The sequence below is a fragment of the Histophilus somni genome (assembly GCF_014202395.1).
Classification (GTDB): Bacteria; Pseudomonadota; Gammaproteobacteria; order Enterobacterales; family Pasteurellaceae; genus Histophilus; species Histophilus somni.
The window spans coordinates 92,936-115,079 of sequence record NZ_JACHGQ010000007.1 but is presented as its reverse complement, the minus strand read 5'-3'; the positions used below and the strand labels follow the sequence as shown (position 1 = coordinate 115,079).

The 22,144-nt window shown below is 40.8% G+C and carries 27 protein-coding genes and 3 pseudogenes; 27 read left to right on the top strand and 3 right to left on the bottom strand.

Going from position 1 to position 22,144, the window contains the following annotated elements; translation table 11 throughout:
- Positions 1 to 188 precede the first annotated feature (188 nt).
- Both HNR69_RS06240 and rpmE read left to right on the top strand, forming a co-directional pair.
- Complete coding sequence (locus HNR69_RS06240; protein ID WP_075294190.1) at positions 189 to 1,847, top strand: putative transporter; 1,659 nt, start codon at positions 189 to 191, stop codon at positions 1,845 to 1,847.
- 193 nt (positions 1,848 to 2,040) lie between these two features.
- Complete coding sequence (gene rpmE, locus HNR69_RS06235) at positions 2,041 to 2,253, top strand: 50S ribosomal protein L31 (RefSeq protein WP_012341368.1); 213 nt, start codon at positions 2,041 to 2,043, stop codon at positions 2,251 to 2,253.
- A 51-nt stretch (positions 2,254 to 2,304) separates the two neighbouring features.
- Here the strand turns inward: rpmE and HNR69_RS09600 are convergent.
- Positions 2,305 to 2,691 (bottom strand): annotated as a pseudogene (locus HNR69_RS09600) (IS3 family transposase); the annotation flags it as partial.
- Between the two features lie 475 nt (positions 2,692 to 3,166).
- Entirely contained in the window at positions 3,167 to 3,964 is a 798-nt protein-coding gene (locus HNR69_RS06225) for an ORF6C domain-containing protein (protein ID WP_075294192.1), read from the bottom strand.
- A 122-nt stretch (positions 3,965 to 4,086) separates the two neighbouring features.
- On the opposite strand from HNR69_RS06225, the gene HNR69_RS06220 reads away from it, so the two are divergent.
- The 9 genes and pseudogenes from HNR69_RS06220 to HNR69_RS06180 all read left to right on the top strand — a co-directional run bounded on the left by HNR69_RS06220 (position 4,087) and on the right by HNR69_RS06180 (position 9,537).
- Positions 4,087 to 4,350, top strand: a complete 264-nt coding sequence (locus HNR69_RS06220) for a DNA-binding protein (protein ID WP_075294193.1) — start codon at positions 4,087 to 4,089, stop codon at positions 4,348 to 4,350.
- Between the two features lie 9 nt (positions 4,351 to 4,359).
- Positions 4,360 to 6,319: pseudogene (locus tag HNR69_RS06215) on the top strand (transposase).
- A 3-nt stretch (positions 6,320 to 6,322) separates the two neighbouring features.
- Positions 6,323 to 7,204 carry an AAA family ATPase gene (locus HNR69_RS06210; RefSeq protein WP_075294194.1) on the top strand — a complete coding sequence of 294 codons (882 nt, stop codon included), beginning with the start codon at positions 6,323 to 6,325 and terminating at the stop codon, positions 7,202 to 7,204.
- Positions 7,205 to 7,211: 7 nt separating this feature from the next.
- Positions 7,212 to 7,400, top strand: coding sequence for a hypothetical protein (locus tag HNR69_RS06205; RefSeq protein ID WP_075294195.1), 189 nt, complete (start codon positions 7,212 to 7,214; stop codon positions 7,398 to 7,400).
- Positions 7,397 to 7,702, top strand: coding sequence for an HI_1482 family protein (locus tag HNR69_RS06200; RefSeq protein WP_136122266.1), 306 nt, complete (start codon positions 7,397 to 7,399; stop codon positions 7,700 to 7,702). The genes HNR69_RS06205 and HNR69_RS06200 overlap by 4 nt, the downstream gene beginning before the upstream one ends.
- 21 nt (positions 7,703 to 7,723) lie before the next feature.
- Positions 7,724 to 8,345 (top strand): annotated as a pseudogene (locus tag HNR69_RS06195) (DUF3164 family protein).
- Between the two features lie 153 nt (positions 8,346 to 8,498).
- Entirely contained in the window at positions 8,499 to 8,714 is a 216-nt protein-coding gene (locus HNR69_RS06190) for an ANR family transcriptional regulator (RefSeq protein ID WP_075294197.1), read from the top strand.
- Complete coding sequence (locus HNR69_RS06185; protein ID WP_135026520.1) at positions 8,699 to 8,941, top strand: hypothetical protein; 243 nt, start codon at positions 8,699 to 8,701, stop codon at positions 8,939 to 8,941. The genes HNR69_RS06190 and HNR69_RS06185 overlap by 16 nt, the downstream gene beginning before the upstream one ends.
- Positions 8,942 to 9,078: 137 nt before the next feature.
- On the top strand, positions 9,079 to 9,537 hold the full coding sequence (locus HNR69_RS06180) for a gp16 family protein (protein WP_075294199.1): 459 nt from the start codon (positions 9,079 to 9,081) through the stop codon (positions 9,535 to 9,537).
- 93 nt (positions 9,538 to 9,630) lie between these two features.
- On the opposite strand, the gene HNR69_RS06175 is transcribed toward HNR69_RS06180, so the two are convergent.
- Positions 9,631 to 9,819 carry a ribbon-helix-helix protein, CopG family gene (locus HNR69_RS06175; protein WP_075294200.1) on the bottom strand — a complete coding sequence of 63 codons (189 nt, stop codon included), beginning with the start codon at positions 9,817 to 9,819 and terminating at the stop codon, positions 9,631 to 9,633.
- 728 nt (positions 9,820 to 10,547) lie between these two features.
- On the opposite strand from HNR69_RS06175, the gene HNR69_RS06170 reads away from it, so the two are divergent.
- From HNR69_RS06170 to HNR69_RS06100, 16 genes are all read left to right on the top strand, one after another.
- Positions 10,548 to 11,216: an antA/AntB antirepressor family protein gene (locus tag HNR69_RS06170; RefSeq protein ID WP_075294201.1), complete on the top strand. Its 669-nt coding sequence runs from the start codon at positions 10,548 to 10,550 to the stop codon at positions 11,214 to 11,216.
- Positions 11,217 to 11,226: 10 nt separating this feature from the next.
- Entirely contained in the window at positions 11,227 to 11,433 is a 207-nt protein-coding gene (locus HNR69_RS06165; protein WP_075294202.1) for a hypothetical protein, read from the top strand.
- 127 nt (positions 11,434 to 11,560) lie between these two features.
- Positions 11,561 to 11,983 (top strand): Mor transcription activator family protein, encoded by a 423-nt coding sequence (locus HNR69_RS06160; RefSeq protein ID WP_221265084.1) that lies wholly within the window; start codon positions 11,561 to 11,563, stop codon positions 11,981 to 11,983.
- 89 nt (positions 11,984 to 12,072) lie between these two features.
- On the top strand, positions 12,073 to 12,615 hold the full coding sequence (locus HNR69_RS06155) for an N-acetylmuramoyl-L-alanine amidase (RefSeq protein WP_075294204.1): 543 nt from the start codon (positions 12,073 to 12,075) through the stop codon (positions 12,613 to 12,615).
- Between the two features lie 6 nt (positions 12,616 to 12,621).
- Complete coding sequence (locus HNR69_RS06150; protein ID WP_075294205.1) at positions 12,622 to 12,852, top strand: DUF2644 domain-containing protein; 231 nt, start codon at positions 12,622 to 12,624, stop codon at positions 12,850 to 12,852.
- Entirely contained in the window at positions 12,849 to 13,106 is a 258-nt protein-coding gene (locus HNR69_RS06145) for a DUF2681 domain-containing protein (protein ID WP_075294206.1), read from the top strand. Before HNR69_RS06150 ends, HNR69_RS06145 begins: the two co-directional genes overlap by 4 nt.
- A complete protein-coding gene (locus HNR69_RS09810; RefSeq protein WP_075294207.1) occupies positions 13,030 to 13,239 on the top strand; it encodes a lipoprotein in 210 nt (69 codons plus the stop codon). Before HNR69_RS06145 ends, HNR69_RS09810 begins: the two co-directional genes overlap by 77 nt.
- The gene (locus HNR69_RS06140) at positions 13,223 to 13,477 is read left to right on the top strand and encodes a hypothetical protein (RefSeq protein ID WP_075294208.1); all 255 of its coding nucleotides are present in this window, start codon (positions 13,223 to 13,225) and stop codon (positions 13,475 to 13,477) included. Before HNR69_RS09810 ends, HNR69_RS06140 begins: the two co-directional genes overlap by 17 nt.
- Positions 13,474 to 13,728 carry a hypothetical protein gene (locus HNR69_RS06135; RefSeq protein ID WP_075294209.1) on the top strand — a complete coding sequence of 85 codons (255 nt, stop codon included), beginning with the start codon at positions 13,474 to 13,476 and terminating at the stop codon, positions 13,726 to 13,728. Before HNR69_RS06140 ends, HNR69_RS06135 begins: the two co-directional genes overlap by 4 nt.
- Positions 13,729 to 13,730: 2 nt before the next feature.
- Positions 13,731 to 14,240 carry a DUF1804 family protein gene (locus HNR69_RS06130; protein ID WP_075294210.1) on the top strand — a complete coding sequence of 170 codons (510 nt, stop codon included), beginning with the start codon at positions 13,731 to 13,733 and terminating at the stop codon, positions 14,238 to 14,240.
- A 104-nt stretch (positions 14,241 to 14,344) separates the two neighbouring features.
- Positions 14,345 to 15,958, top strand: a complete 1,614-nt coding sequence (terL, locus tag HNR69_RS06125) for a phage terminase large subunit (protein ID WP_183405654.1) — start codon at positions 14,345 to 14,347, stop codon at positions 15,956 to 15,958.
- 78 nt (positions 15,959 to 16,036) lie between these two features.
- Positions 16,037 to 17,656, top strand: coding sequence for a DUF935 domain-containing protein (locus tag HNR69_RS06120; RefSeq protein ID WP_075294211.1), 1,620 nt, complete (start codon positions 16,037 to 16,039; stop codon positions 17,654 to 17,656).
- The gene (locus HNR69_RS06115; RefSeq protein ID WP_075294212.1) at positions 17,643 to 18,914 is read left to right on the top strand and encodes a phage minor head protein; all 1,272 of its coding nucleotides are present in this window, start codon (positions 17,643 to 17,645) and stop codon (positions 18,912 to 18,914) included. The genes HNR69_RS06120 and HNR69_RS06115 overlap by 14 nt, the downstream gene beginning before the upstream one ends.
- Before the next feature lie 461 nt (positions 18,915 to 19,375).
- Complete coding sequence (locus tag HNR69_RS06110; RefSeq protein ID WP_135026524.1) at positions 19,376 to 19,792, top strand: phage virion morphogenesis protein; 417 nt, start codon at positions 19,376 to 19,378, stop codon at positions 19,790 to 19,792.
- A 295-nt stretch (positions 19,793 to 20,087) separates the two neighbouring features.
- Positions 20,088 to 21,140 carry a phage protease gene (locus HNR69_RS06105; protein WP_135026526.1) on the top strand — a complete coding sequence of 351 codons (1,053 nt, stop codon included), beginning with the start codon at positions 20,088 to 20,090 and terminating at the stop codon, positions 21,138 to 21,140.
- Positions 21,140 to 22,120 carry a Mu-like prophage major head subunit gpT family protein gene (locus tag HNR69_RS06100; RefSeq protein WP_075294213.1) on the top strand — a complete coding sequence of 327 codons (981 nt, stop codon included), beginning with the start codon at positions 21,140 to 21,142 and terminating at the stop codon, positions 22,118 to 22,120. The genes HNR69_RS06105 and HNR69_RS06100 overlap by 1 nt, the downstream gene beginning before the upstream one ends.
- Positions 22,121 to 22,144: the final 24 nt, after the last annotated feature.

The following is a 22,144-nucleotide window of genomic DNA, read 5'->3' as shown; positions in this document are numbered from 1 at the left end:
GCCTCTTATAATAAAGGGATTAAATGAAATTTAATTTTTTTCAAATATTGTTAATAAAAACCATAACTTAATCAAGAAAAATGTGATAAATCCTACATTTTTTAGATTTTTGTCGTTTCTTTTAAATTGAGCTTGATATAATTCGTGTTAGTTATTTTTTTTGATATTTAAAATTAAAAGAGGTTGGTATGAGTGATATTGCTATCACAATTTGTATCTTAGCCCTTGTTGCCGTTGTTGGTTTATGGATAGGGCATTGGAAAATACGTGGTGTCGGTTTAGGCATCGGGGGAGTTTTATTTGGAGGGATTATTGTCGCTCATTTTATGAACCAAAATGGTGTGAAATTAGATGCACACACTCTACACTTTATCCAAGAATTTGGTTTAATTCTTTTTGTTTACACTATTGGTATTCAAGTCGGTCCGGGATTTTTCGCTTCTCTACTCTCTGCCGGTTTAAAACTGAACGGCTTAGCAACATTAATTGTTGTTCTCGGTGCAGTAAGTGTTTTTGTTCTGTACAAAGTCGTTAATGTTGATCTTGATGTTATTCTCGGAATCTACTCAGGTGCGGTAACAAATACGCCATCCTTAGGAGCCGGTCAACAAATTCTCACTGAACTGGGAGTAGAAAATGCTAACAGTACTATGGGTATGGCATATGCTATGGCTTATCCTTTCGGAATTTGCGGTATTTTACTCAGTATGTGGTTAATTCGCTTATTTTTTAAAATTAAAGTTGAAGAAGAGGATAAACAATTCCAAAAGGCCAACGGACAGGATAAAGAAAGTTTAACCACAATAAATATTCGGGTAACTAATCCAAATCTAAGCGGTCTACGCCTAATTGATATTCCCGGTTTTGACAATAAAGATGTGGTTTGTTCTCGTTTAAAACGTCAAGAAAATATTAGTGTACCAAGTGCAGATACCATCATAGCAATTGATGACGTATTACATTTAGTTGGTGAAATCAATGCGTTGAAAAAAATGAAATTGGTGATAGGTGAGGAAATTGATATGCCTATGACTCATTTAGCGGGCGATCTTCGTTCTGAACGTATTGTTGTTACCAATGAAAAAGTGCTTGGTAAACGCATAAAACACTTAGGAATTCATAAAAAATATGGCGTTGTGATTTCACGTTTAAATCGTGCCGGCGTAGAGTTAGTTCCAACAGCCAACACCGCATTACAATTTGGCGATGTGCTACATATTGTAGGGCGATCCGATACAATTGGTAATGCAACCTCAATTATTGGCAATGCACAACAAAAACTACAACAAGTTCAAATGTTACCGGTATTTATCGGAATTGGATTAGGCGTGCTATTAGGCTCAATTCCATTCTACATTCCAGGATTCCCTGTAGCATTAAAATTAGGTTTAGCCGGAGGTCCATTAGTTATCGCACTAATCCTTGCTCGTATTGGTAGTGTCGGTAAACTCTATTGGTTTATGCCGCCCAGTGCAAACTTAGCACTACGTGAAATTGGTATCGTTTTATTCCTAGCTGTTGTTGGACTAAAATCCGGAGGCGGATTTGTTGACACACTGGTTAATGGTCAAGGACTTGAATGGATGGGATATGGTATGTTCATTACCTTTATTCCATTAATGATCACCGGCATTATTGCTCGCTTATACATGAAATTAAACTATCTCAGCTTATGCGGTTTGCTTGCAGGTTCAATGACTGATCCTCCCGCACTGGCTTTTGCCAATGCAATTAAAGAAGATAGCGGTATAGCTGCATTATCTTACGCTACTGTTTATCCGCTTTCTATGTTCCTGCGTATTATGTCGCCTCAGTTGCTTGCCATTTTACTTTGGACAGCAATGTAAAAAATTGTTGCAAATTATACCGCACTTTAACATGCAAGGATAAAGTGCGGTTTTTTATACAGATAACTTGAAAAAGCCCATTTTTTCGGTATAATCTGCCACCTTACTAAATTGCCTTTAGATGGCGTAATATTAACAGCACTCGGTGCCAAATTCGGTTTTGGAGAGCGGAGTGATTTTTAAGAGGTTTTCTATGAAACAAGGTATTCACCCTGAATATAAAGAAATTACTGCGACGTGTTCTTGCGGTAACGTAATTAAAACTCGTTCAACAGTGGGTAAAAATTTGAACTTGGACGTATGTAGCAACTGCCATCCTTTCTATACTGGTAAACAACGTGTTGTTGATACCGGCGGTCGTGTAGAACGTTTCAACAAGCGTTTCAGCATTCCAAGCTCAAAATAATCCAAAACAAAAAATCTCCGAATTGATCTGACCCAAAAAAGTTAGACTGCGTTAACTTGAGGACTGAGTTCTGTATTCTGCAGGACTTGGTCCTTTTAATTTCACTTGAATACGCTCATTGTTGTAGTAATGAATGTATTCATGAATAGTTTGCTTAAGTTCGCCAAGCGTGTCAAACCGCTTGCCGAAGTAGCATTTTGTTGCGTGGACTTTTTTATGGTTGATTGTTCAGATTTTTCTCAATATCAGCGTGATACGACGATAGCCATAGTTACCGTTGTTTTCGTGATAAATCTCGGCCTCTTTCTGCCTAATTTCCGCATTTTTATCCACTTTATCTGCAAGGTGATAAAAGAAAGTACTGCGTTTTAAGTCGATAAGTGGCAACAGGATTTAAAGCGGAAATTGCTCTCGCAGTACCTTTACAACATTTGCTTTTGTGAGGTACTAACTATTTTTACATAGATAAAAAACAAAAAATTTGGTCGGAAAAATTGCGGTGGGCTTTGTGTGGCAAGGCTTTGCCGTTTTTTGTTTGGGGGAGTTATGCAAAAAATAAGAATGGTTAAAAATGGTAAATAATGGGTGGTTTTTGCATTATTTTTTGCATAAAAGTGATCGGGGTTTAGATGGTTTTTAAAAGATTTTTAAAACAGGTTTAAATCTTTAAAAATGGCAATAAAGATTAGGCAAGGCGGTTTCAGGTGAAATCGCCTTTATTTTTGCTTTATAGTACAATACTTTCAAGCTATCTACATTTATATAACTAGAACGTCTAAGATAGGCATACCTAACTTGGACGTTTAAAACAAAATAGTGACTAACGTCAAAGTTAGTTAAAAATTATTAATAATCAATATATTAGAGAGTTTTTATGTTTTTAATACACTACTCTAACCTAGACGTAATAATGTCAAACTTTATTTAACGTTCTTTTTTTACTCGCTATATAACGATAAACTTTATCCAACTGATCGTCACTAAGTTCTGTCAAACTACCAACTGCATAACGTTCTTCAAGATGAGCTCGTAGCAAAGGTTCTATTCCCATTTGTTTTACATTAGTGTGAATATAACTATATTTTTTCTTGCGCCATTCATTACCAATCTTTTTAGGAGCTGATTTAGCAGAGTTTAAGCGTCCAATCCATTTACGCAAGTAAAGCTCTGCTTTATCATACATATCTATCGGAATTAATCTATATGCAGTAACCTTACAATGTCTATTTAATGTACTCCATACAGCTTGATAACTTTTAGGTTTTTGTTTTAGTTTCTGCTCTAAGATAACGATTTCGTCAACAAGATCGTGTAATGTTCTTGCCATTTTTTCATTGATATGAGTTTTATTAGGTTCAACCGCTGCTTTTGTTTTTGTAACAAGCTTCTCGGTCTTTATATTATTTATTGTCCCATTTCCGTATACCACATTATTGTTATCTCCCGTTACAGAAGAATTATTTGATGGGGCTAAAGTCTCCTCTGTACTTTTAGAGCGAATCCCTGTAATTACATATTGAACATCAACCCCTAGCTGAGCTGCTCTGCCTAAAAACTCGGCTGAAATCCCAGTTCTTCCTATTTCATTTAATCGAAGCGACTCACGACTAACATCTGTTTGATGGGCAAAATCTGCCTGTGAATAGCCTAATCTGGATCTTTCTTCTACTAAGCGAATTCCCATATCTTCGCGTGTAATTGCCAATTCCATAAAAAACCTCAAATAAATTACAAAAATATTTTACATGCCAAAAATATTTGGCATGTAATAAAATTATTGAAACAATTAGTTGATGTAACTAATTGAATTAAGTTGTTGTAATAGGTGATTTTATGAGTCCAAATGAAATTTATCAAGCACTAACAAATCGAAATCTGAATGTTGCAATGATTGCGGAGTCATTGGGAGTATCAAATCAGGCTGTTTCTGTTGTAATCAAGCAAGGAAAGAATAGCCAACGGATTGCAAAGGCAATATCTCTCGCCATTGAAAAACCTTTAGATCAGGTTTTTCCACATTACGCTCAAAATCAACAAAAGAAAGCTCTTCGGGAAGAGAAAATTTCCCAATTAAGAAAAAAATTTGCTCAAATTTAGGTGAATTATATGTTTGAGCTAAAAGAGTTTTATAGCGTTCAGGAATTATCAACTTTCAATGTTTCAAGCTTACCTGGCAGCATTAGAAGAATTTCAGATAAAGCCAAACGTGAAAACTGGCAATCTCGCAAACGTGAGGGACGTGGCGGTGGTTTGGAATACGCCCTAGCCTCAATGCCCGAAGTTATCCAAACCGAAATCCGTAAGAAATTTGTGGTCGATGTAGTGAAAGCTCAACCGAAACAACTCCTCTCAGTGCGTGCAGAAGTGGATTTGGCGAACCTAACTACAAAACAACGCGAGATAGCAGATGCTCGAATGGCGTTAGTGCAGTATGTGCTAGAGCTTGAACAGTCAATGAGTCGAATTAAAGCGGTGACTTATTTATGTGATCTTGCAAAAAATGGCAAGTTGCCTGCACACCTTGCAGAGCTAATTGAAGTGGCGAATGCTAAGAAATCAGCTAAGCGGACACTAAGTGTGCGTACCTTAAATGGTTGGGTGGTGGATTACTGCAAAGCCAAGAATGTAGAGCAACGTTTGAAATTGCTTGCTCCACAAGTGAAACAGGCGGTTAAGCCTGAAGAGATTTGGTGGCTAACCTCTTTTTTAGGTGTTTACCGTCAGAAAAATGGGATTTGTTTAACGGAAGCCTATCGTCAATTTAAAGTTGAATGGGCAAGTAATTATCAAGAAAACCCGATTTTACTCGCAGAAATGCCAAGTTTGAGCCAAGTGCAACGAGCGATGGCAAAGCTACCGCTCTATGTAAAAGAGTATGGCAGACGAACAGGCTCACATTACAAAACGTTATTAAGTTATGTGAAACGGGATTGGTCAGCATTAAGAGCAAATGATGTGTGGATTGGGGACGGTCACGCCATGAAACTGAAAGTGGCTCACCCAATACATGGCAAGCCATTTACCCCTGAATTAACCATGATTATTGATGGTGCAAGTCGAAAAATTGTGGGGTGGTCGATGGCATTAGCGGAAAACGCTTTTGCAGTAGCAGATGCCCTACGTCACGCCATATCAACACATGGTGTCCCAGCTATCTACTACTCAGATAACGGTGGTGGGGAAAAGAATAAATTTTTAGATGCGGAAGTAACGGGGATGTTACCCCGCTTGGGTATCAAGCACGAAACAGGGATTGCAGGTAATCCGCAAGGGCGTGGGATTATCGAAAGATTAAACAAAACAGTGGGGGGGGGGGTTATTGATTGCACGCCAGTTTGAGACTTACTACGGCACAGGGGCAGACCCTGAAACCACTCGCAAGGTGCTTTACGGTGTGAACTCTTTGGCTAATGCGAAAGGCACAGCGCTTACACCGGTGCAAAAAAGAGCGAAAGGCAAGCTCCCAAGTTGGCAACAGTTACTGGATATGGTGCAACAAGTGGTCGATTGGTACAACCAAGAGCATATCCATAGCGAAATTAGATGTATACCAGCTAAGAAATATCAGCAGATGTTACACCCGGAAGATGTGGTCATGCTGACGGATATTGAATTGCGTGATATGAGCCGACCTGAGTTTATCCGCACGCCTGAGCGAGGTTGGATAAGTTGGTGTAACAACAAATATTTTAATACCAAATTATTAGCAGTAGATGGGCAAGAAGTAGTGATTGGAATTGATATCCATAACGCCGAAAGCATACAGGTGCGAACCAAAGACGGCAGATTTGTGTGTGATGCGATTTGGAATGGTAACACAAGAGAAGCCTTTCCAGTGGCGATGCTGGAGCAGCAGCGTAAAGAACGCCATCAACGTCGCAGTAAGCTTAAAGAGCGACAACTGGCAGAGATTGATGCGGAGCTTAATCCTGTTATTACAATTGAGCATAAACCTGATTTTAACTTGTTGGCAACAGCAAGTAAGCCGAAAAAAGAGCCAGTGCCGTTATTTTTTACACAGGCAGAACGAGAAGATTACGAAAAAAAGTTAGCGGTAGGAGGCTAAAAAATGAAAAACCAACAGCTTAAAGAATTTATGCAAGCCCAAGGGTTAGGACAAAAGCAAGTAGCGAATGCCTTTGGTGTATCTGTGGCAACAGTGAGCCAATACTTGAGCGGTAAATATCAAGGCAACTGCGAAGAATTAGATCGCAAAGTAGATGAAATGCTCGAACGCCAGAAAGCTAAAGTGGTTGAGGCTAAATATAACGCTGAATTTGTACCAACTTTAGCGGCAAAACGTGGAATGGAAGTGATGCAGTTTGCCCACGTTGAAGGTGAAATTAATGTGATTTTTGGGGCAGCAGGTTTAGGAAAAACGCAAATGTTGAAAGAGTACGCTCGAAGAAATAGCTCTGCGGTGTTAATTGAGGTTGATCCGAGTTGTACGCCGAAAGTGCTACTACGCAAGATTGCAGAAACGGTCGGGGCAACGGCTCGTGGAATTAATAACGAGCTCTTAGACAGTATTGTAAGCAAACTTAAAGGCTCGGAGCGGTTGTTAATGGTGGATGAAGCAGAGTTGCTCTCTACTCGCTCATTAGAGTTTATCCGCCGCATCCATGATTTATCAGGGATTGGAGTGGTGTTGGCTGGCATGCCTCGCTTGTTGGTTAATCTCAAGGGTAAAAATAACGAGTTAGCACAGCTCTATAGCCGAGTAGGTTTTGCTTGTGATTTGGGTAATGCGTTAAGTGAAGAGGATTTAGGGTTATTAGCAGAAAGTGCGTTAAGAACAACTGAATTTAACACACCATTAATTAAAGCCTGTAACGGCAACGCCCGCCGATTAAGTAAGTTAATGCGAGGTGTAGTGCGATCAAGTGAAATTAATCAAATTCCGATTACCAAAGAGTTAATTGAACAATATAGCAAAATGTTAATCAGTTAGGAGGCTTATGTACCGTCAAATTTATGCAGCGTACCGTGGCGAAATTAATGTGGCAGACGGTACAGCAGAAGAATTAGCAATGAAGCTCGGTGTTAAAACGAAAACAGTATACAAGTGGGCAACGCCCAGCCACCACCGCAGAAATAAAGGACAACAAATTATCATCGTAAAATTAGACAAAGAGGAAGTGAAATGAACAACCAACCCCTAGCACACCCAAACCAAGCCCTATGTGGCAATAACAGCTTAACGATTGATTATTTAAGCCAAGTACAAAAATGTATCAAACGCCTAGACAAAATGGGATTACACGTAATCAACGTACATTTTGAACACATCAAACCCAAAGTGCGGGTACAACCTTGTGCGATTACCCAAATGTTACAAAAAAACAAACAGGCAATTTGCTATATCCGAGGCAACGACCCGCAACGTTATAGCGAATACCAAATGCTAGTAGAAGGCATCAAAGTCATCTGGCGAACCCATTTACATTAACCAACCAAGAGGAAAAAAAACATGACCATAAAAACCGAAATCAACGGCAAAATCTACTGGCAAGATGCAAAAGGGGCGTTAGTTGCCGAAGAGCTGATTAAAGACATTGACAAAACGAGGGACGAATTAATCAGCGAATTGATCCAATCCGCCTCAGCGTTACAACATCAAATACGCACGTTTAAACACAACGTATTTAACCGACATCGCCGCGTTTGTCGAACTCTCCGCCGAAAAATACAACGTCAGCATCGGCGGACGTAAAGGCAATATCACACTCTACAGCTTTGACGGTAAATACAAATTACAAGTTGCCGTTGCAGACCATATCCGCTTTGACGAACGTATTCACGCCGCCAAAGCCCAAATTGACGAGTGCTTGCACGAATGGTCGGCAGAAGCCCGACCTGAACTGCGGTCATTAATTGATAACGCCTTCCGAGTGGACAAAGAGGGCAACCTTTCCACCGCTCGCATTTTGTCCCTGCGTCGAGTGGATATCCAAGATGAACGCTGGACACAAGCCATGCAAGCCATTGCCGACAGCGTGCAAGTAGTGGGCAGCAAAGACTATATCCGCTTTTACGAACGAGACGAACAAGGCAAGTATCAACCAATCAGTTTAGATATGGCGGGGGTATAAATGAACGAACACACGATTATTATGCTTGGTTATGTTGCTGCCTTCTGCTTTATATGTTGGCTAATCTGTAAATATTAAAACCCTTTTCAATGCCCTTTAAACCCAATTTAAGGGGCATTTATAAAGTGTTTTAACCCCAAAAAAGGAAACATTATGACAAACCACATCATCCAATTTGACCGCTTTAAACACTACAGCCAACAAGCGGCAAACCTAGAAAGACAAGCCCAATGGGCAGAAGCGGCAAAAGCTTGGGAAGTCGCCGCCATTAACGCCCGACCACGCAACAAACACTGGTGCGAAAGCCGCCAAGCCTTTTGCCGAAAACAGGCGGAAGAAACCAAAAAAGGAAAATGGAGACCCCAATAATGCACGACCTTATTCCCAGCGAATATCAACAGAAACAAAAAATACTGGATGAAATCATCAGTAGCTTAGAAACCCTCGAATGGGCAAAAGACGCCTTAATTAACGGAGATTACACCGAAAGTTGCCGATTAATGAAACGAGCCGTAGCAGATTTACAAACCGAAGAACGGCGATTGCGAGTATTTATGTTTAATACCGCTAAGCCAACAAATAAAACGACTTTTTAACCCAAACCACAGGAGAAACCTTATGAAAAACAGTGATTTTATTCACATGAGCCAATGTCATATTTTTAGCATTAAATTTCCTTTACAGCCCATTTAGCAAAGTGGGCTGAATAATAGGTTTTAACAAGGAAAATCCAATGCACAGCAAAGCAAAATATATCCAACTCATCCACATTGCCAAGCAAAAATTAGCGATAGATGAATATAGCTATCGGGCAATGCTCAAACATATCACCGGCAAACACAGCACAACCCAAATGAGCTTGGCGGAATTGATGAAAGTTATGCACGAATTGGAACAAAAAGGCTTCAAAAAAACCGCAAAAAATCCAACACATTCGCCAAGTACAAAAAGTGCGGTGGCAAAAAGCAAGATTGCGACCAAAATTAGGGCGATTTGGATTGACATGCACAAACAAGGCATTATTCGAGACGGCTCGGAACAGGCGTTAAATAAATGGGTTCGTGGTATTGCAAACCCCATTTTAGCAAACCGAAAGCAACCCATTGTATTAAATGTACAATCGTTGAATGACCAAATGGCAAGCCTCGTGTTGGAACGGTTGAAAAAATGGCAACAAAGAACGGAAAAATAATCGCTTAAGTCGAACGCCATAATAGATAATCCTCGAAAAGGAAACACAAAATGACACACTTCAATATTAAAACCTCAAGCAACCAAAAAGGGCTTACGCCCCTTTTACCTGTTCGCCGAATTGTGCAACCAGCTGCACAATAAATTGAGCTTGTGAAAGCCCTTTTTCTTCCGCCAAACGCTCAATTTCAGCAATGGTAGTGAGCGGTAACTTCAACGCTTTATTTTTATAGCCTCGTTTTAAATCGCTTCTAGCGACAATTTCAGATCTTGACAATGCCATTTGATTTATCTCATAATGTGATTGTTTGAAGAACCGGGGTGCACGAACACCCCGGATTATCACTTAGTAAGCCGGCAAGCTCACTAACAACAACGTGATAAGGATAATTAACTTAAACATCTTGTTATCCTCTTCAAGCATAAGGATTAAGCCTTACACTCACTTTCAAGCTCTCCCTTGAAAGTGAGAATATTATAAGTTAGCTAGCCAATAAAGCCAAGAATAATTTCACGAAGCCCGCAAAAAAGATTGTGGGCTTTTTTATTAAAAATACAAAATAGTTTGAATAAAATATGTTGCATAAAATCGCTTTTTGGACTTGATTTTTGCGGAAATTTATTTTATTTTTGCGATCAGGTTCGAAAAACCAACACAAAACGGAAGCCACAACCGTTATCTCGTGGTATTTTTTTGTCTGCAACTTTTAAAAGTGCGGTCGAAAAAATCAAACTTTTTAAACAATGGTCGGGAGTGCGGCGAATACAACACTCGAAAGGGGAATAAGTCCAGTAGATTTTGTGCTACTTTTCGGCTCCCGACCGCCCTATCTGTTATGTTCGACAGTGCGAGGAATACAACACCCGAAAGGGGAATAACTCTGGTTTATGTTTCGTGTGTGGACACCTGTAGGTTAAATACGCAGGTTGTAGAGATGAAAATCTGAAATGAGCATAGATTTTTGAGCTGTCGAACGCCAAACAATAGGTTCCTCGAAAAGGAAACACAAAATGACACACTTCAATATTAAAACCTTTACTGGTTTAATTCTCAACATCCCTACTCAATTAGTAAATGCTCGTGATTTGCATAAGGAACTACAGAGCAAGCAGGAGTTTTCCAACTGGATAAAGCACCGTATTTCTGAATATGAATTTATGGAAAACCTTGATTTTATCGGTGTTGATAATATTATCATTACCGAGGCTGGTTTTCTTGGCAAGCGTGAAAAAGTTGTTAGAGATTACCATTTAACTATTGATATGGTAAAAGAGCTTTGTATGATTGAACGTACAAAATTAGGGCGAGCAGTCCGCCGTTATTTTATCAAAATGGAAAAAAAGGCAATTCTTGAAATTCCCCGCCTGCAAGCGGAAAACCATGTCTTAAAGCAACAATTGCTAGGCATTCCTACCGTTTTACGCCAAAATCCCGACATGTTGTTAAAACTCAAAAAACAAGCCCAACAAGCATTACTTACCGCCCACCCCGAATACAAAGAAATTTTGCGTTATCGGGACATGGGATTAACCAATACGGAAATCTGTACGCTTTTAAGGCTAAGCCCAACGGCATTAAAACGTCGTTTAGTTAAATTGTTTGAATTTGAGCTGATTGAACGTAAGGCTCAAAATCAATTCACCACAAAAACACAACTGTTACTCACTTTTAACGCATAAGGAGAACACCATGAAAAATTTATCTATCCAACTTCAAGACATGTTGGACAACTTCGACACCGTCGGCGATGCGTTATATAGCGTCAGTCATTTATTGGCAATTGCGGATAACACCCACGACCAAATTTCCTACTACCATCTTGCCAATCTGTTGCGTTTAATGGGCGACGGTTTGCAATACCGCTTGCAGGAAGCCAAACTCACCTTAAATAATTAATGCGTGGTTATCGGGCGAAGTGATTCGCCCTATTTTTTTTCTTTTCTGCAAAATTTTCCTATACAGGTTCACTATTTTCAAAATCTTACCGGATACTTCCCTTTAATTTTGTCATTAAGGGGAAATAATGGATTTTGAGGGTGTAGAAAATTATTTGCCGGAAAGCATCAAAGGAATTGTAGAAGTAATTGGATTGCTTGATACGGAAAAATTAGTCAAAGCTTTTGGCGGCGTGTCTTTTCAATTTTCCGGTTCGGCGAAATGTTTTGAGCGGTTGGTTGACGTGCTGGGAGAAGAAAGTGCGGTTAAATTACAGCGTTATATCGGTGTGGGAGAAGTTTATATTCCTCGTTGCGAGACGGCATTACGTATCTTAAGAAATCAACAAATCTATGCGGAGTTTTGCTATTTAACGGAAAATAAAAAGATGAGTGGTCGTATGGCTGTATTGGCATTATGTCCTAAATACCGAGTGTCAGATCGTACCGCATGGGAAGCAATTCGCTATTATCAACAAAACAGAAAAATGCAACAAATAGCATTAATATAATCGATAAAGTGCGTGGAAAAAACTCCTCGCTACCGGTTGCATTAAATGTGTTTTAATCCTCTTTAGGTCATACTTAGAGAGGATTTTTTATGTTCCCTATTTTAAAAATCGTTATCCATTGCTCCGCTACGCAAAACGGCAAACCTTTACGCAATAAAGCCCACACAGCAGCTCAAGTGATTGACCGCTGGCATGCAGAACGTGGCTTTAAGCGTACTTATGCAAATTTCACACAATTTAACCCGCACTTAAAACATATCGGCTACCACTATGTCATTGATACGGACGGCACAGTGGAAACAGGTCGCAAAGTCGGGGAAGTCGGTGCTCACGTCAAAGGATATAATCAACAATCTATCGGCATTTGTTTAGTCGGCGGTATCAGTATTACCGGCAAAAATTACGGACGATTTACCGCCCGACAATGGCGTTCCCTACACCATTTATTACGAAAACTGGAAAGCGAATATCCCGAAGCTCGTATCTGCGGACATCGTGATTTATCCCCTGACCAAAACGGCGACGGCACAATCAGCCCGAATGAATGGCTTAAACATTGTCCCTGTTTTGATGTGTGGGAATGGTTGGACAGTGAACAAATTATCAACGAAGCACATTTATTTAAAGAGTAAAACAACATGAAACTCAACGAATTAATTACTAACGCCGACGGTCGTCTTTCGACCACAGGCACAATCCAATTTTTCGGCTTTTTAGTGGCAACCTTTATCATGTTTTACAGCGTTTATATGGACAAACATTACGTCCCCGAATTATTCAGTACGTTTCTCTTTGCCTGCGTAGGCACCGCAGCAACAAAAGGGGCGGTCAATGTATTCAAACAACGCAACAAAGGAGAAGAACCATGATGTTACACCTGATTGCCATTATAGCTTCAGCGGTCGTGTTGATTGCCGGTTATCTCTTATGCCGTTTAAAACAAGCCAATAACGAAATCAACCGGCTATTTGAAACCAATAAAACCTTACAAGCTGAACAGAAAATTGCACAAACCCAAATAAACCATTTTGAAGTGAGAAAACGCCATGAAGAAAACGCTAACCGCACTGACCGTAACGGCATTATTGACCGCTTGCAACAGTCCAACGATCTCCGTGATTAACCCCGGCTGTGCCGGTTTTGCGGTGATTAAAGCCAGTCGCCAAGACACCACCGAAACCCTGCGACAGATTATGGTACATAACAAAACGTACCGAGAGATTTGTAAGGAGCGAAAACATGGCAATACAGATTGACGGCATGATGATATTTAATTTGTTAGTCGGTGTTGCTGTATTTTTTATTGGGCTTTGGTTTAAACGGCTAGATAAGGATTTTGGCGAATTACAACAAGAAATCAAAGATATCAAGCAGGATTATCAAAGTAAAGAAATGGCACAACAGATCAATAGAAGTGTTGAAACCCAGCTTGACCGTATTCTCTCGAAATTAAATCAAATTGAACAAAAACTAGATAACAAGGTGGACAAATGAGTAAGCGACAATACAGAAAATCAACAGAAGAAAAATTAGATCAAATTTTGGCGATAACAGAGATTATTAACCAAAAAGTAGATAAGCAAAATGAAGAGTTGGTCAAAATTAAAAATGATGTACAAGCCTTAGAACGGTTAGTGCAAGAAATGGCACGCAAAAACCGCAATACCGCATTGATTGCCGGAGGAATCAGCGGTGGATTGGTTGCTGTCGGGATTGAACTTATTCGGGTAAGTTTAGCGGGGTAATAATGGCACATAATCCAAAAGTGAAAGCCTATGTGCGACGTTATTATGTATTTGATCGTTTTACTCTTGAGCAATCTGCAGAGCGTGCCGGTGTATCGTTTAATACGGCTCGTCGCTGGAAAGCAGAAGCACTTAAAAACGGTGATGATTGGGATAAGGCACGTGATGTACAGATTATGGCAGGGGGTGAGCTGACGGATATTTCCCAAAGTTTGCTCACAGGGTTTATCGTGCAGTATCGCTCTACTATGGAAGAATTACAAAGCAATGCAGAGGTAAGCAGTAAAGATAAAGTATTGCTACTTGGCACGCTTGCCGACAGTTTTGCCAAAATGACCGCTGCAAGTAAAAAAATCTTGCCGGAAGTCTCAGAGCTTGCTGTCGCAATGCGGACGATTAAGCTGTTTGGCGACTTTATCCAGCAAACCCACCCGAATTTACTGGGTGATTTTTTAGAAGCGTTGAATGGGTTTGGGGCGGTGTTAGACCAAAATTTTAAAAAAGGTAAGTAGAAATGGCTACATTGTGTTTAGTTTGTGCCTGCATCATTGCGTGTAGCGGTAATAATGGCTGGGGTTGGTTTTTATTTGTAGCGTTATTGGTTGGAGATAAGTAGATGCGTAGTAAGGAGTTTTTGCAACAACTTGCTGCCTATGCAGACAGCCTACGGCAGAAAATAGAAGCCTCCTTTGAGGGCTGGGACGACAGTCCGCAAGCAGTGGCAAACCGCCGAAAATCGGTGATGAATGATAAAACAGGGCTGGAATTTTTTATCAATACTTACTTTCCGCACTATGTCCGCTCACCTGAAAAATCAGCGTTGCACCGTTATTTATTTCAGCGTTTGCCACAGATTTTTGCGACTAAAAAAAATTGTTTAGATGCCATTGCAGCACCTCGGGGTGAAGCGAAATCGACCATTGTAACCCAACTTACCACCCTATGGTGTTTAGTCACTCAGCGAAAACGCTATGTATTGTTAGTGATGGACAGTATCGACCAAGCCTACCCCATGTTAGAAGCGATTAAGGCAGAGTTGGAATTTAACAGCCGTATTCGCACCGATTTTCCCGACATTTTTGGAGAAGGGCGTGTTTGGCAAGCGGGGACAATTATTACCCGTATGAATCAAAAAGTACAGGTAGCAGGTTCAGGTAAAAAACTGCGGGGATTGCGTCATGGTGCTTACCGCCCTGATTTAGTGATTTTAGATGATATTGAAAATGACGAACAAGTCCGCAATCCTGAGCAACGGGATAAATTACATAACTGGCTAAAAAAAACCGTCCTTCCTCTCGGCTCGGCAGGCGATAAATTAGATGTTATTTACATTGGGACAATTTTGCACTATGACAGTGTACTTAACCGCACTTTGGCAAGTAAAGCATGGAATACGGCACACTTTAAAGCAATTATTCAACTTCCCGATAATATGGCATTGTGGGACAGATGGGAAGACCTCTATTTGCGTGACGGCGAAGCGGTGGCAGAGGCCTTTTATCACACAAACAAAGCTGAAATGAACAAAGGTGCGATTGTCTCTTGGGCAGCTCGCCCATTGCTTGACTTAATGAAAATTCGAGCAAGAGAAGGACATGCGACTTTTGACTCCGAATATCAAAATGACCCTGTTTCTGGTGATGAAGCAATTTTTGCACATAGTATTCAATACTGGACAGAATTACCTGATAACCTCATTTATTTCGGGGCATTAGATCCCTCAATGGGAAAAGCGGGGGCAAGCCGAGACCCGTCAGCGATTTTGGTCGGCGGTTATCATCGTGAAAGCGGAAAACTCTATGTAGTTGAGGCACAAATTAAAAAACGGCTACCTGATTTGATTATTGAAGATGTGATCAGACTGCACACGCAATATAACTGCCATCGTTGGTTTGTGGAGACAGTACAATTTCAGGAGTTTCTGCAAACCGAGTTAGTTAAACGCTCCGCTCAACGAGGAAAACCTGTACCAGCAACGGCGACCAAACCGAACAGCGACAAAATGTTGCGGATTGAAAGCCTCCAACCGCATATCGCCAACGGTTTAATTTTGTTACATCGCTCGCAATCGACGCTTGAAAGTCAGTTACGACATTTTCCGAAAGCGGATCACGATGACGGTCCCGATGCGTTGGAAATGTTATGGCGTAATGCAGTGAGCTCATCGGCACCAATTGAATGGGAAAGCATAGATGATAGTGAATATGGCGGGAGTAAATGGCGACATTAACACAAAAACGTAAACACAACCCCGAGGAATGAATCATATTCGCCTCCCACAACAACAAACCGCTAAACAGGACAAAAAATAAGCAAAAAGAAAAAACAGCCCAATGTTAAACAAAATTTAAAACAGGTTTTAAGCCCACCACAAACAGACTTAGCTGAAATTACTGCGACAGGGCGAGTGCTTTCCGACCACCCAAGCAATTTTATTACGCCCGCCAAAATGAAAACCATTTTTGACGAAGCGGAAAGTGGCGATATAACCGCTCAACACGAATTATTTATGGATATTGAAGAGCGGGATAGTGCGATTTTTGCCAATATCCAAACCCGTAAGCGTGCGACACTTGGGGTGGATTGGGCGATTGTTGCCCCTCGTAATGCAACACCGCAAGAGGAAAAGCTACGTGATGAAGTTGATGAGTTATTTTTCCAATTCGGTAACTTTGAAGATTTGGTCATGGATTGTATGGATGCCGTCGGACACGGTTTCGCTGCCTTGGAAATTGAATGGGGATTTAACGGCAGACTATGGTATCCAAACGCTTTTCATCATCGCCCGCCATCGTGGTTTAAGTGGGACAAACACGATAGCTTATTACTCAAAACCCCACAAAACCACGAGGGGGAGCCGTTACGTCCTTATGGTTGGGTGGTACATACGCACAAATCCCGCTCTACACAGGTGGCACGTAATAATTTATTCCGCACCTTGGCATGGTTGTATATGTTTAAATATTACAGTATCTACGATTTTGCCAAGTTTTTAGAAGTGTATGGTATGCCTATTCGTATTGGAAAATATGGAGCAGGGGCAACCTCAAACGAAAAACAAACGCTTAAACGTGCCTTAGCAGAAATCGGACACAATGCAGCAGGTATTATGCCGGAGTCGATGAGTATTGAACTGCATGATGTGGCAAGTGCGGGGAGTGCGGGAGGAAATAATCCGTTTTTGCAAATGGTGGATTGGTGCGAAAAATCTATTGCTCGTTTGATTTTAGGGCAAACCTTAACCTCAGGTGCAGACGGTAAAAGTTCAACTAATGCCCTTGGTAATGTGCATAACGAGGTACGTCGTGATTTGTTAGTGTCTGATGTAAAACAGTTAGAGCAAACCTTTACCCGACAGATTATTCTCCCGTTTTTGCAAATTAACTTCGGGAACATTGATCCGAGCCGTATTCCACGGTTTGAATTTGACACGAAAGAGCCAGCGGACTTGGCATTATTTGCCGACAGTTTGCCAAAATTAGTTGATGTTGGGTTACCTATTCCTGTGGAATGGGCAAGAGATAAACTCGGTATTCCTGAAGTGCAAGAGGGGGAAGCGGTTTTAGCTCGTGCAATACCTACGCAAGCAGTGGGGCTATCGGCACATGTTGCCAAAGAAACAACCTGCTCTTGCGGTTGCGGTGGTAAATTGTACGCATTATCTGACCGGCACAAGACCGGGATTAAAGAGCAGGATATCTTAGATGATTTAGCTAATGAAGCCTTTGCTGTACCTGATTTTAACGCCCAACTGGATCCTATAATGAAAAAAGCGGTAGCTGTAATCATGGCGTGCAATTCTTATGAGGAAGCTGCGGAAAAATTAGCGGAATCTTACCCCGATTTAGTCAGTGAAGAATATGAACGTTATTTATCCAATGCGTTATTTTTAGCGGATTTGTTAGGGATTGCAAATGCAGAAAGTTAATTTTGCTATCGGGCTTGAGCCTAAACAGGCAATTGCGTATTTACACCAAAAAAAGCAACTGGTAACTAAGGTAGTTAAGCAGGAACAGGTTGATAGTGCATTGGCTCGGGCAACGACCATTAGCAAACTCACCAGCCTTGAGATGACCCGTGATATTTACGAATCGATGGAAAAAGCGAGACGAGAAGGTAAATCCTTCCATCAATGGAAAAAAACGCTGACGGCTGAGTTTGAGCGTAAAGGTTGGGTATTTGGGCATGACAAAGGAATTAGTCGTGGAATTGACGGTAAATTACTTGCCGACCCGAAAACAGGGGAGTATTTCGGTACCCCTCGTCGTTTAAAAATAATTTACCGCACGAATATGCAACAAGCCTATTCCGCAGCACGTTATCAACGTTATATGGAAAATGTGGATAACGCCCCTTATTGGCAATATTCGGCAGTGAGCGACCAACGCTCTCGCCCAGCACATCAAGCCTTAAACGGCAAAATTTATCGCTATGACGATCCGTTTTGGGCGACTTTTTTTCCACCTAACGGTTTTAACTGTCGCTGTACTGTCATTGCCTTGGGTGAGCTTGATTTAAAACGCAAAGGGATTGATGAGGTCGGGAGTAGCGAGGCATTACTGGTCAACGCCAAACGTCCGCAAGATAAATTTGGTCATCAAGAAGAGACGATTGGTTTTAAATTGCCGGACGGTACGGTGCGATTGGCGGACAAGGGATTTGATTATAATGTAGGGCGTTTGACCTATAAGCCGAATTTGGATGTATACCCTGAAAAGCTGGCTCATCAGTTTGCGAAAGCGGAGATGAACGGTGGAGAATTTAAGCGGGCTTATGATTGGCTTAAAGATAAAATTGCACCTAAATTACCTGAATACAAGGCATTAAAAAATCGTGATCAGCGTGAGATTTACCTGAAAAACTTACGAAATACGTTAGAGCGAAATTTTAAGTTTGCTTCCGGATTACTTACTGACGAAACTAGAAAATTATTAAACACTCAACTTAAAACAGTTTGGTTATCTGACGATTCGTTAATTAAGCAAATTGCTCACCGAGAGGGGCAATTTGGAATTGAAACGTACAATGTTTTACCTGAAATTTTGCGTTTCCCTGATGAAGTAAAAAGTAAAAAAGACAAACACTTTGAATTTTATAAAACAATCAATGGTAGGCGTTATTTAGTTGTTATTAAGGTATTGGAAGAAGCAAAAGAAATTTATATGCAGTCGTTCAGAATGGATTAAGTATTGCACGGTGGGACTCGGTGTCCCCACGAATGTTTCCCAGCTCCAATAGCCTTCGTTTAGCAGTTTCCAAGATTTCCTGCTGCATGCAATACTAGCTGAATATACCCCTGTTTATTTTTAAAATCAACTATGCGGAGTAAGAAACGATGTCGGCTCATCAGTTTGCGAAAGCGGAGATGAGCGGTGGTGAGTTTAAATTGGCTTTTAACAAGTTGGAAGAAGCGGTAAATCAAGCCAAATGAGCTATTTGTACAATCATTTAGAATTCAGAATGAAAAAGAATGGAAAAAAGTATTTAAAGACCATTAGGGGGTACTGCCACTTCCCCACACGCTCTCGGACATCTGAGCAGAACCGGTCATCTCAGATAGGCTGCGATCGGCAGAATTCATCGCTTTTCTAATGGTCCTTGCGAATATACCTCTGTTTATTTTTAAAATCAACTATGCGGAGTAAAAATGATTAAAATCCAAACCCACGGCATTGCCGAAATTACCGCAACCCTTAATCAGCTTGCCGGTAAAGCTAAACATCGTAAACCGTTAATGCGTGATATTGCTGCTATAATGGAGAAAGCGGTATTGACCAATTTTAATGAGGGCGGTCGTCCGACATGGCTAGGCATTAAACATCGTCAAGGTACGCCGCTGATTGATAGCGGAATTTTAAAGAGCAGTATTACCTCCGAGTATGATAATAATTCGGCAGTAGTCGGGACAAATGAAGATTATGCAGCTATCCATCAATTCGGCGGTATGGCAGGACGAGGGCGTAAAGTAGAGATCCCCGCTCGTCCGTTTTTGGTTTTAACGTTGCAAGATGAAGAAGATATTTTGCAAGGTATACAGGACTATTTTCAACAAGTATTGGAGTAGTCAGTCGGCATGTGTTAAATTACCCCCTCTAAATCGCTCGCTATTGCGTTTTTTGGTTTAGGTGTAGGATTTATTGAGCGAAAATTTTTAAAATAAATTAAAACGTTTTAAAATGGTTTTAAATGGTTTTTAAAATGGGTTTTGGTTTATAATTTGTCAATTCGTTTTTTCTCCCGCACTTTTCGCTTTTTTCTCCCCTCCCCTCTTCTTTGATACAGCGTGGAAATTCCCCACCATTATTCTGTTATCCGTTCCTTTTATTATGTAACCTCATCAAGAATTCAGAGGTGATGAGATGAAATTCAAACTTAATCCGATTGCGTGTAGCTTCAACCTGAGCCAAGAGGCAAATGGACGTATTCAACTTTTCCCTTTTGGTTGGTTTGAGCCACAAGATGGACGTGGAGGACGTTTTTATGTAGGCGATTCAAACGGCTATCAATTAGCTGATGAGATTAATAATACCGATGTTGAGTTGATGATTGACTATGAGCATCAAACCCTCTTTATTGCCGAAAACGGTCAAGGTAATCCTGCTGCAGGCTGGATTAACAGGGCGGAATATATTTCAGGTCAGGGATTATTTGCTGATGTGAAGTGGACAAACAAAGCTGTGTCGGAAATTAAAGAGGGGATTTACCGTTATATTTCCCCGTTGTTTTTGGCTGATAGTAACGGCGTGGTGATTAAGGTATTGAATGCTGCACTGACTAACCGCCCCGCTTTGCATAATTTGCAAGAGGCGGTTGCGATGTCTAGTCAATTTTCCCATTTTCTAACCCTTCAAGAGGAAAATTCCGAAATGAAAACACTGTTAATTAAGTTATTTGCCCTCTCGGCAGATGCACCCGATGAGCAAATCATAGAAAAACTGACCGCACTTGATAAAGCCAAAGGGGACAGTTCCGTGGCGTTAAGTGATGTCTATATTGAATTGGCGAAAGAAAAAAAACAAGTGGTCATGCTTTCTACCAAAGTGAATAATCCCGATCCAGCAAAATTTGTGGCGTTAAGTGATTTACAAACGGTGCAAACCGAATTAAACAGCTTAAAGCAGCAAATTAACGATAAAGAGCGTGATGGGCTAATTCAAACCGCACTTTCAGACGGACGTTTATTGCCGGCACAAAAAGAATGGGCGGAAAACTTGGGTAAAACCAATTTGCAAGCATTATCGGACTATTTGAAAACAGTCTCGCCAAATCCGGCATTAGGCGGACAGTTGCAAGCAAAAGAGAACCCGACAGAAAATATCGTGGCGTTATCCGATGCTGAAATTGCCACAGCAAAATCGCTTGGCTTAAGTGCTGAAGAGTTTGTCGCACAGTACAAAAATGGAGGTAAATAATGAGCTTTAAAAAATCTGAACAGTTGAACATCTTAGATACGGTTTTTAAAAAAGAATTTAAAAATGGTTTAGGGTTGATGAAACCGCAGTGGGAAGTTGTTGCTATGGCGATTCCGTCCAGTACACAAACCAATACATACGGTTGGTTGGGGCATTTCCCGAAAATGCGTGAATGGGTGGGTGAACGTCAAATTCAAAAAATGCAGGCTCAAGGTATGACCATTGAAAATAAACTGTTTGAATCGACAGTTTCCGTGCCTCGAACCAATATTGAAGATGACCAAGTCGGTATGTTCTCGACCATATCAAAACAAGCGGGGCAAAGTGCGGCGGAATTGCCGGATGATTTAGTTTTTAGCTTGCTCAAAAAAGGGAAAACGACGCAATGTTACGACGGTAAGATGTTTTTTGGTATAGACCATCCGGTTTATGAAAACGTTGATGGTACAGGCAAGTCTGAAAATCAACGTAACTTAACGACGGGTAAAGCTGGCAAAAGCACTAAACCGAGCGGAGCTGGTGTAGCTGACGGTGCGTCTGAAAACGGTAAAACCGATAAACCGGCATTTTATATTTTAGATACGACCAATGCAATTAAGCCGTTAATTTGGCAAGAGCGTACTAAACCGGAAATTGAACCGAAATTCGATCCGTCAAAATCCGACAAAGTGTTTATGGAGGATATTTATTTATGGGGTGTGCGTGCACGTGGTAATGCAGGTTTCGGATTTTGGCAGCTTATCCACCGTGTAGAAAATAGCGAAATGACCAAAGAGGTTTTAGTCGAGGTAATAACGACAATGCGTCATTTAAAAGGTGATGGCGGTAAGTTGTTAAATATTCGTCCAAATGTATTGCTTGTTCCGCCATCATTGGAATATACCGCACGTCAATTAGTCGAAGCGGATGTAATCAACGGAACAACTAATGTTCTTAAGGGCGTTTTGAAAGTTGAAGTCAGTCCGTTTATTGTGGAGTAATCGGTTATTGGGCGTAGCAATACG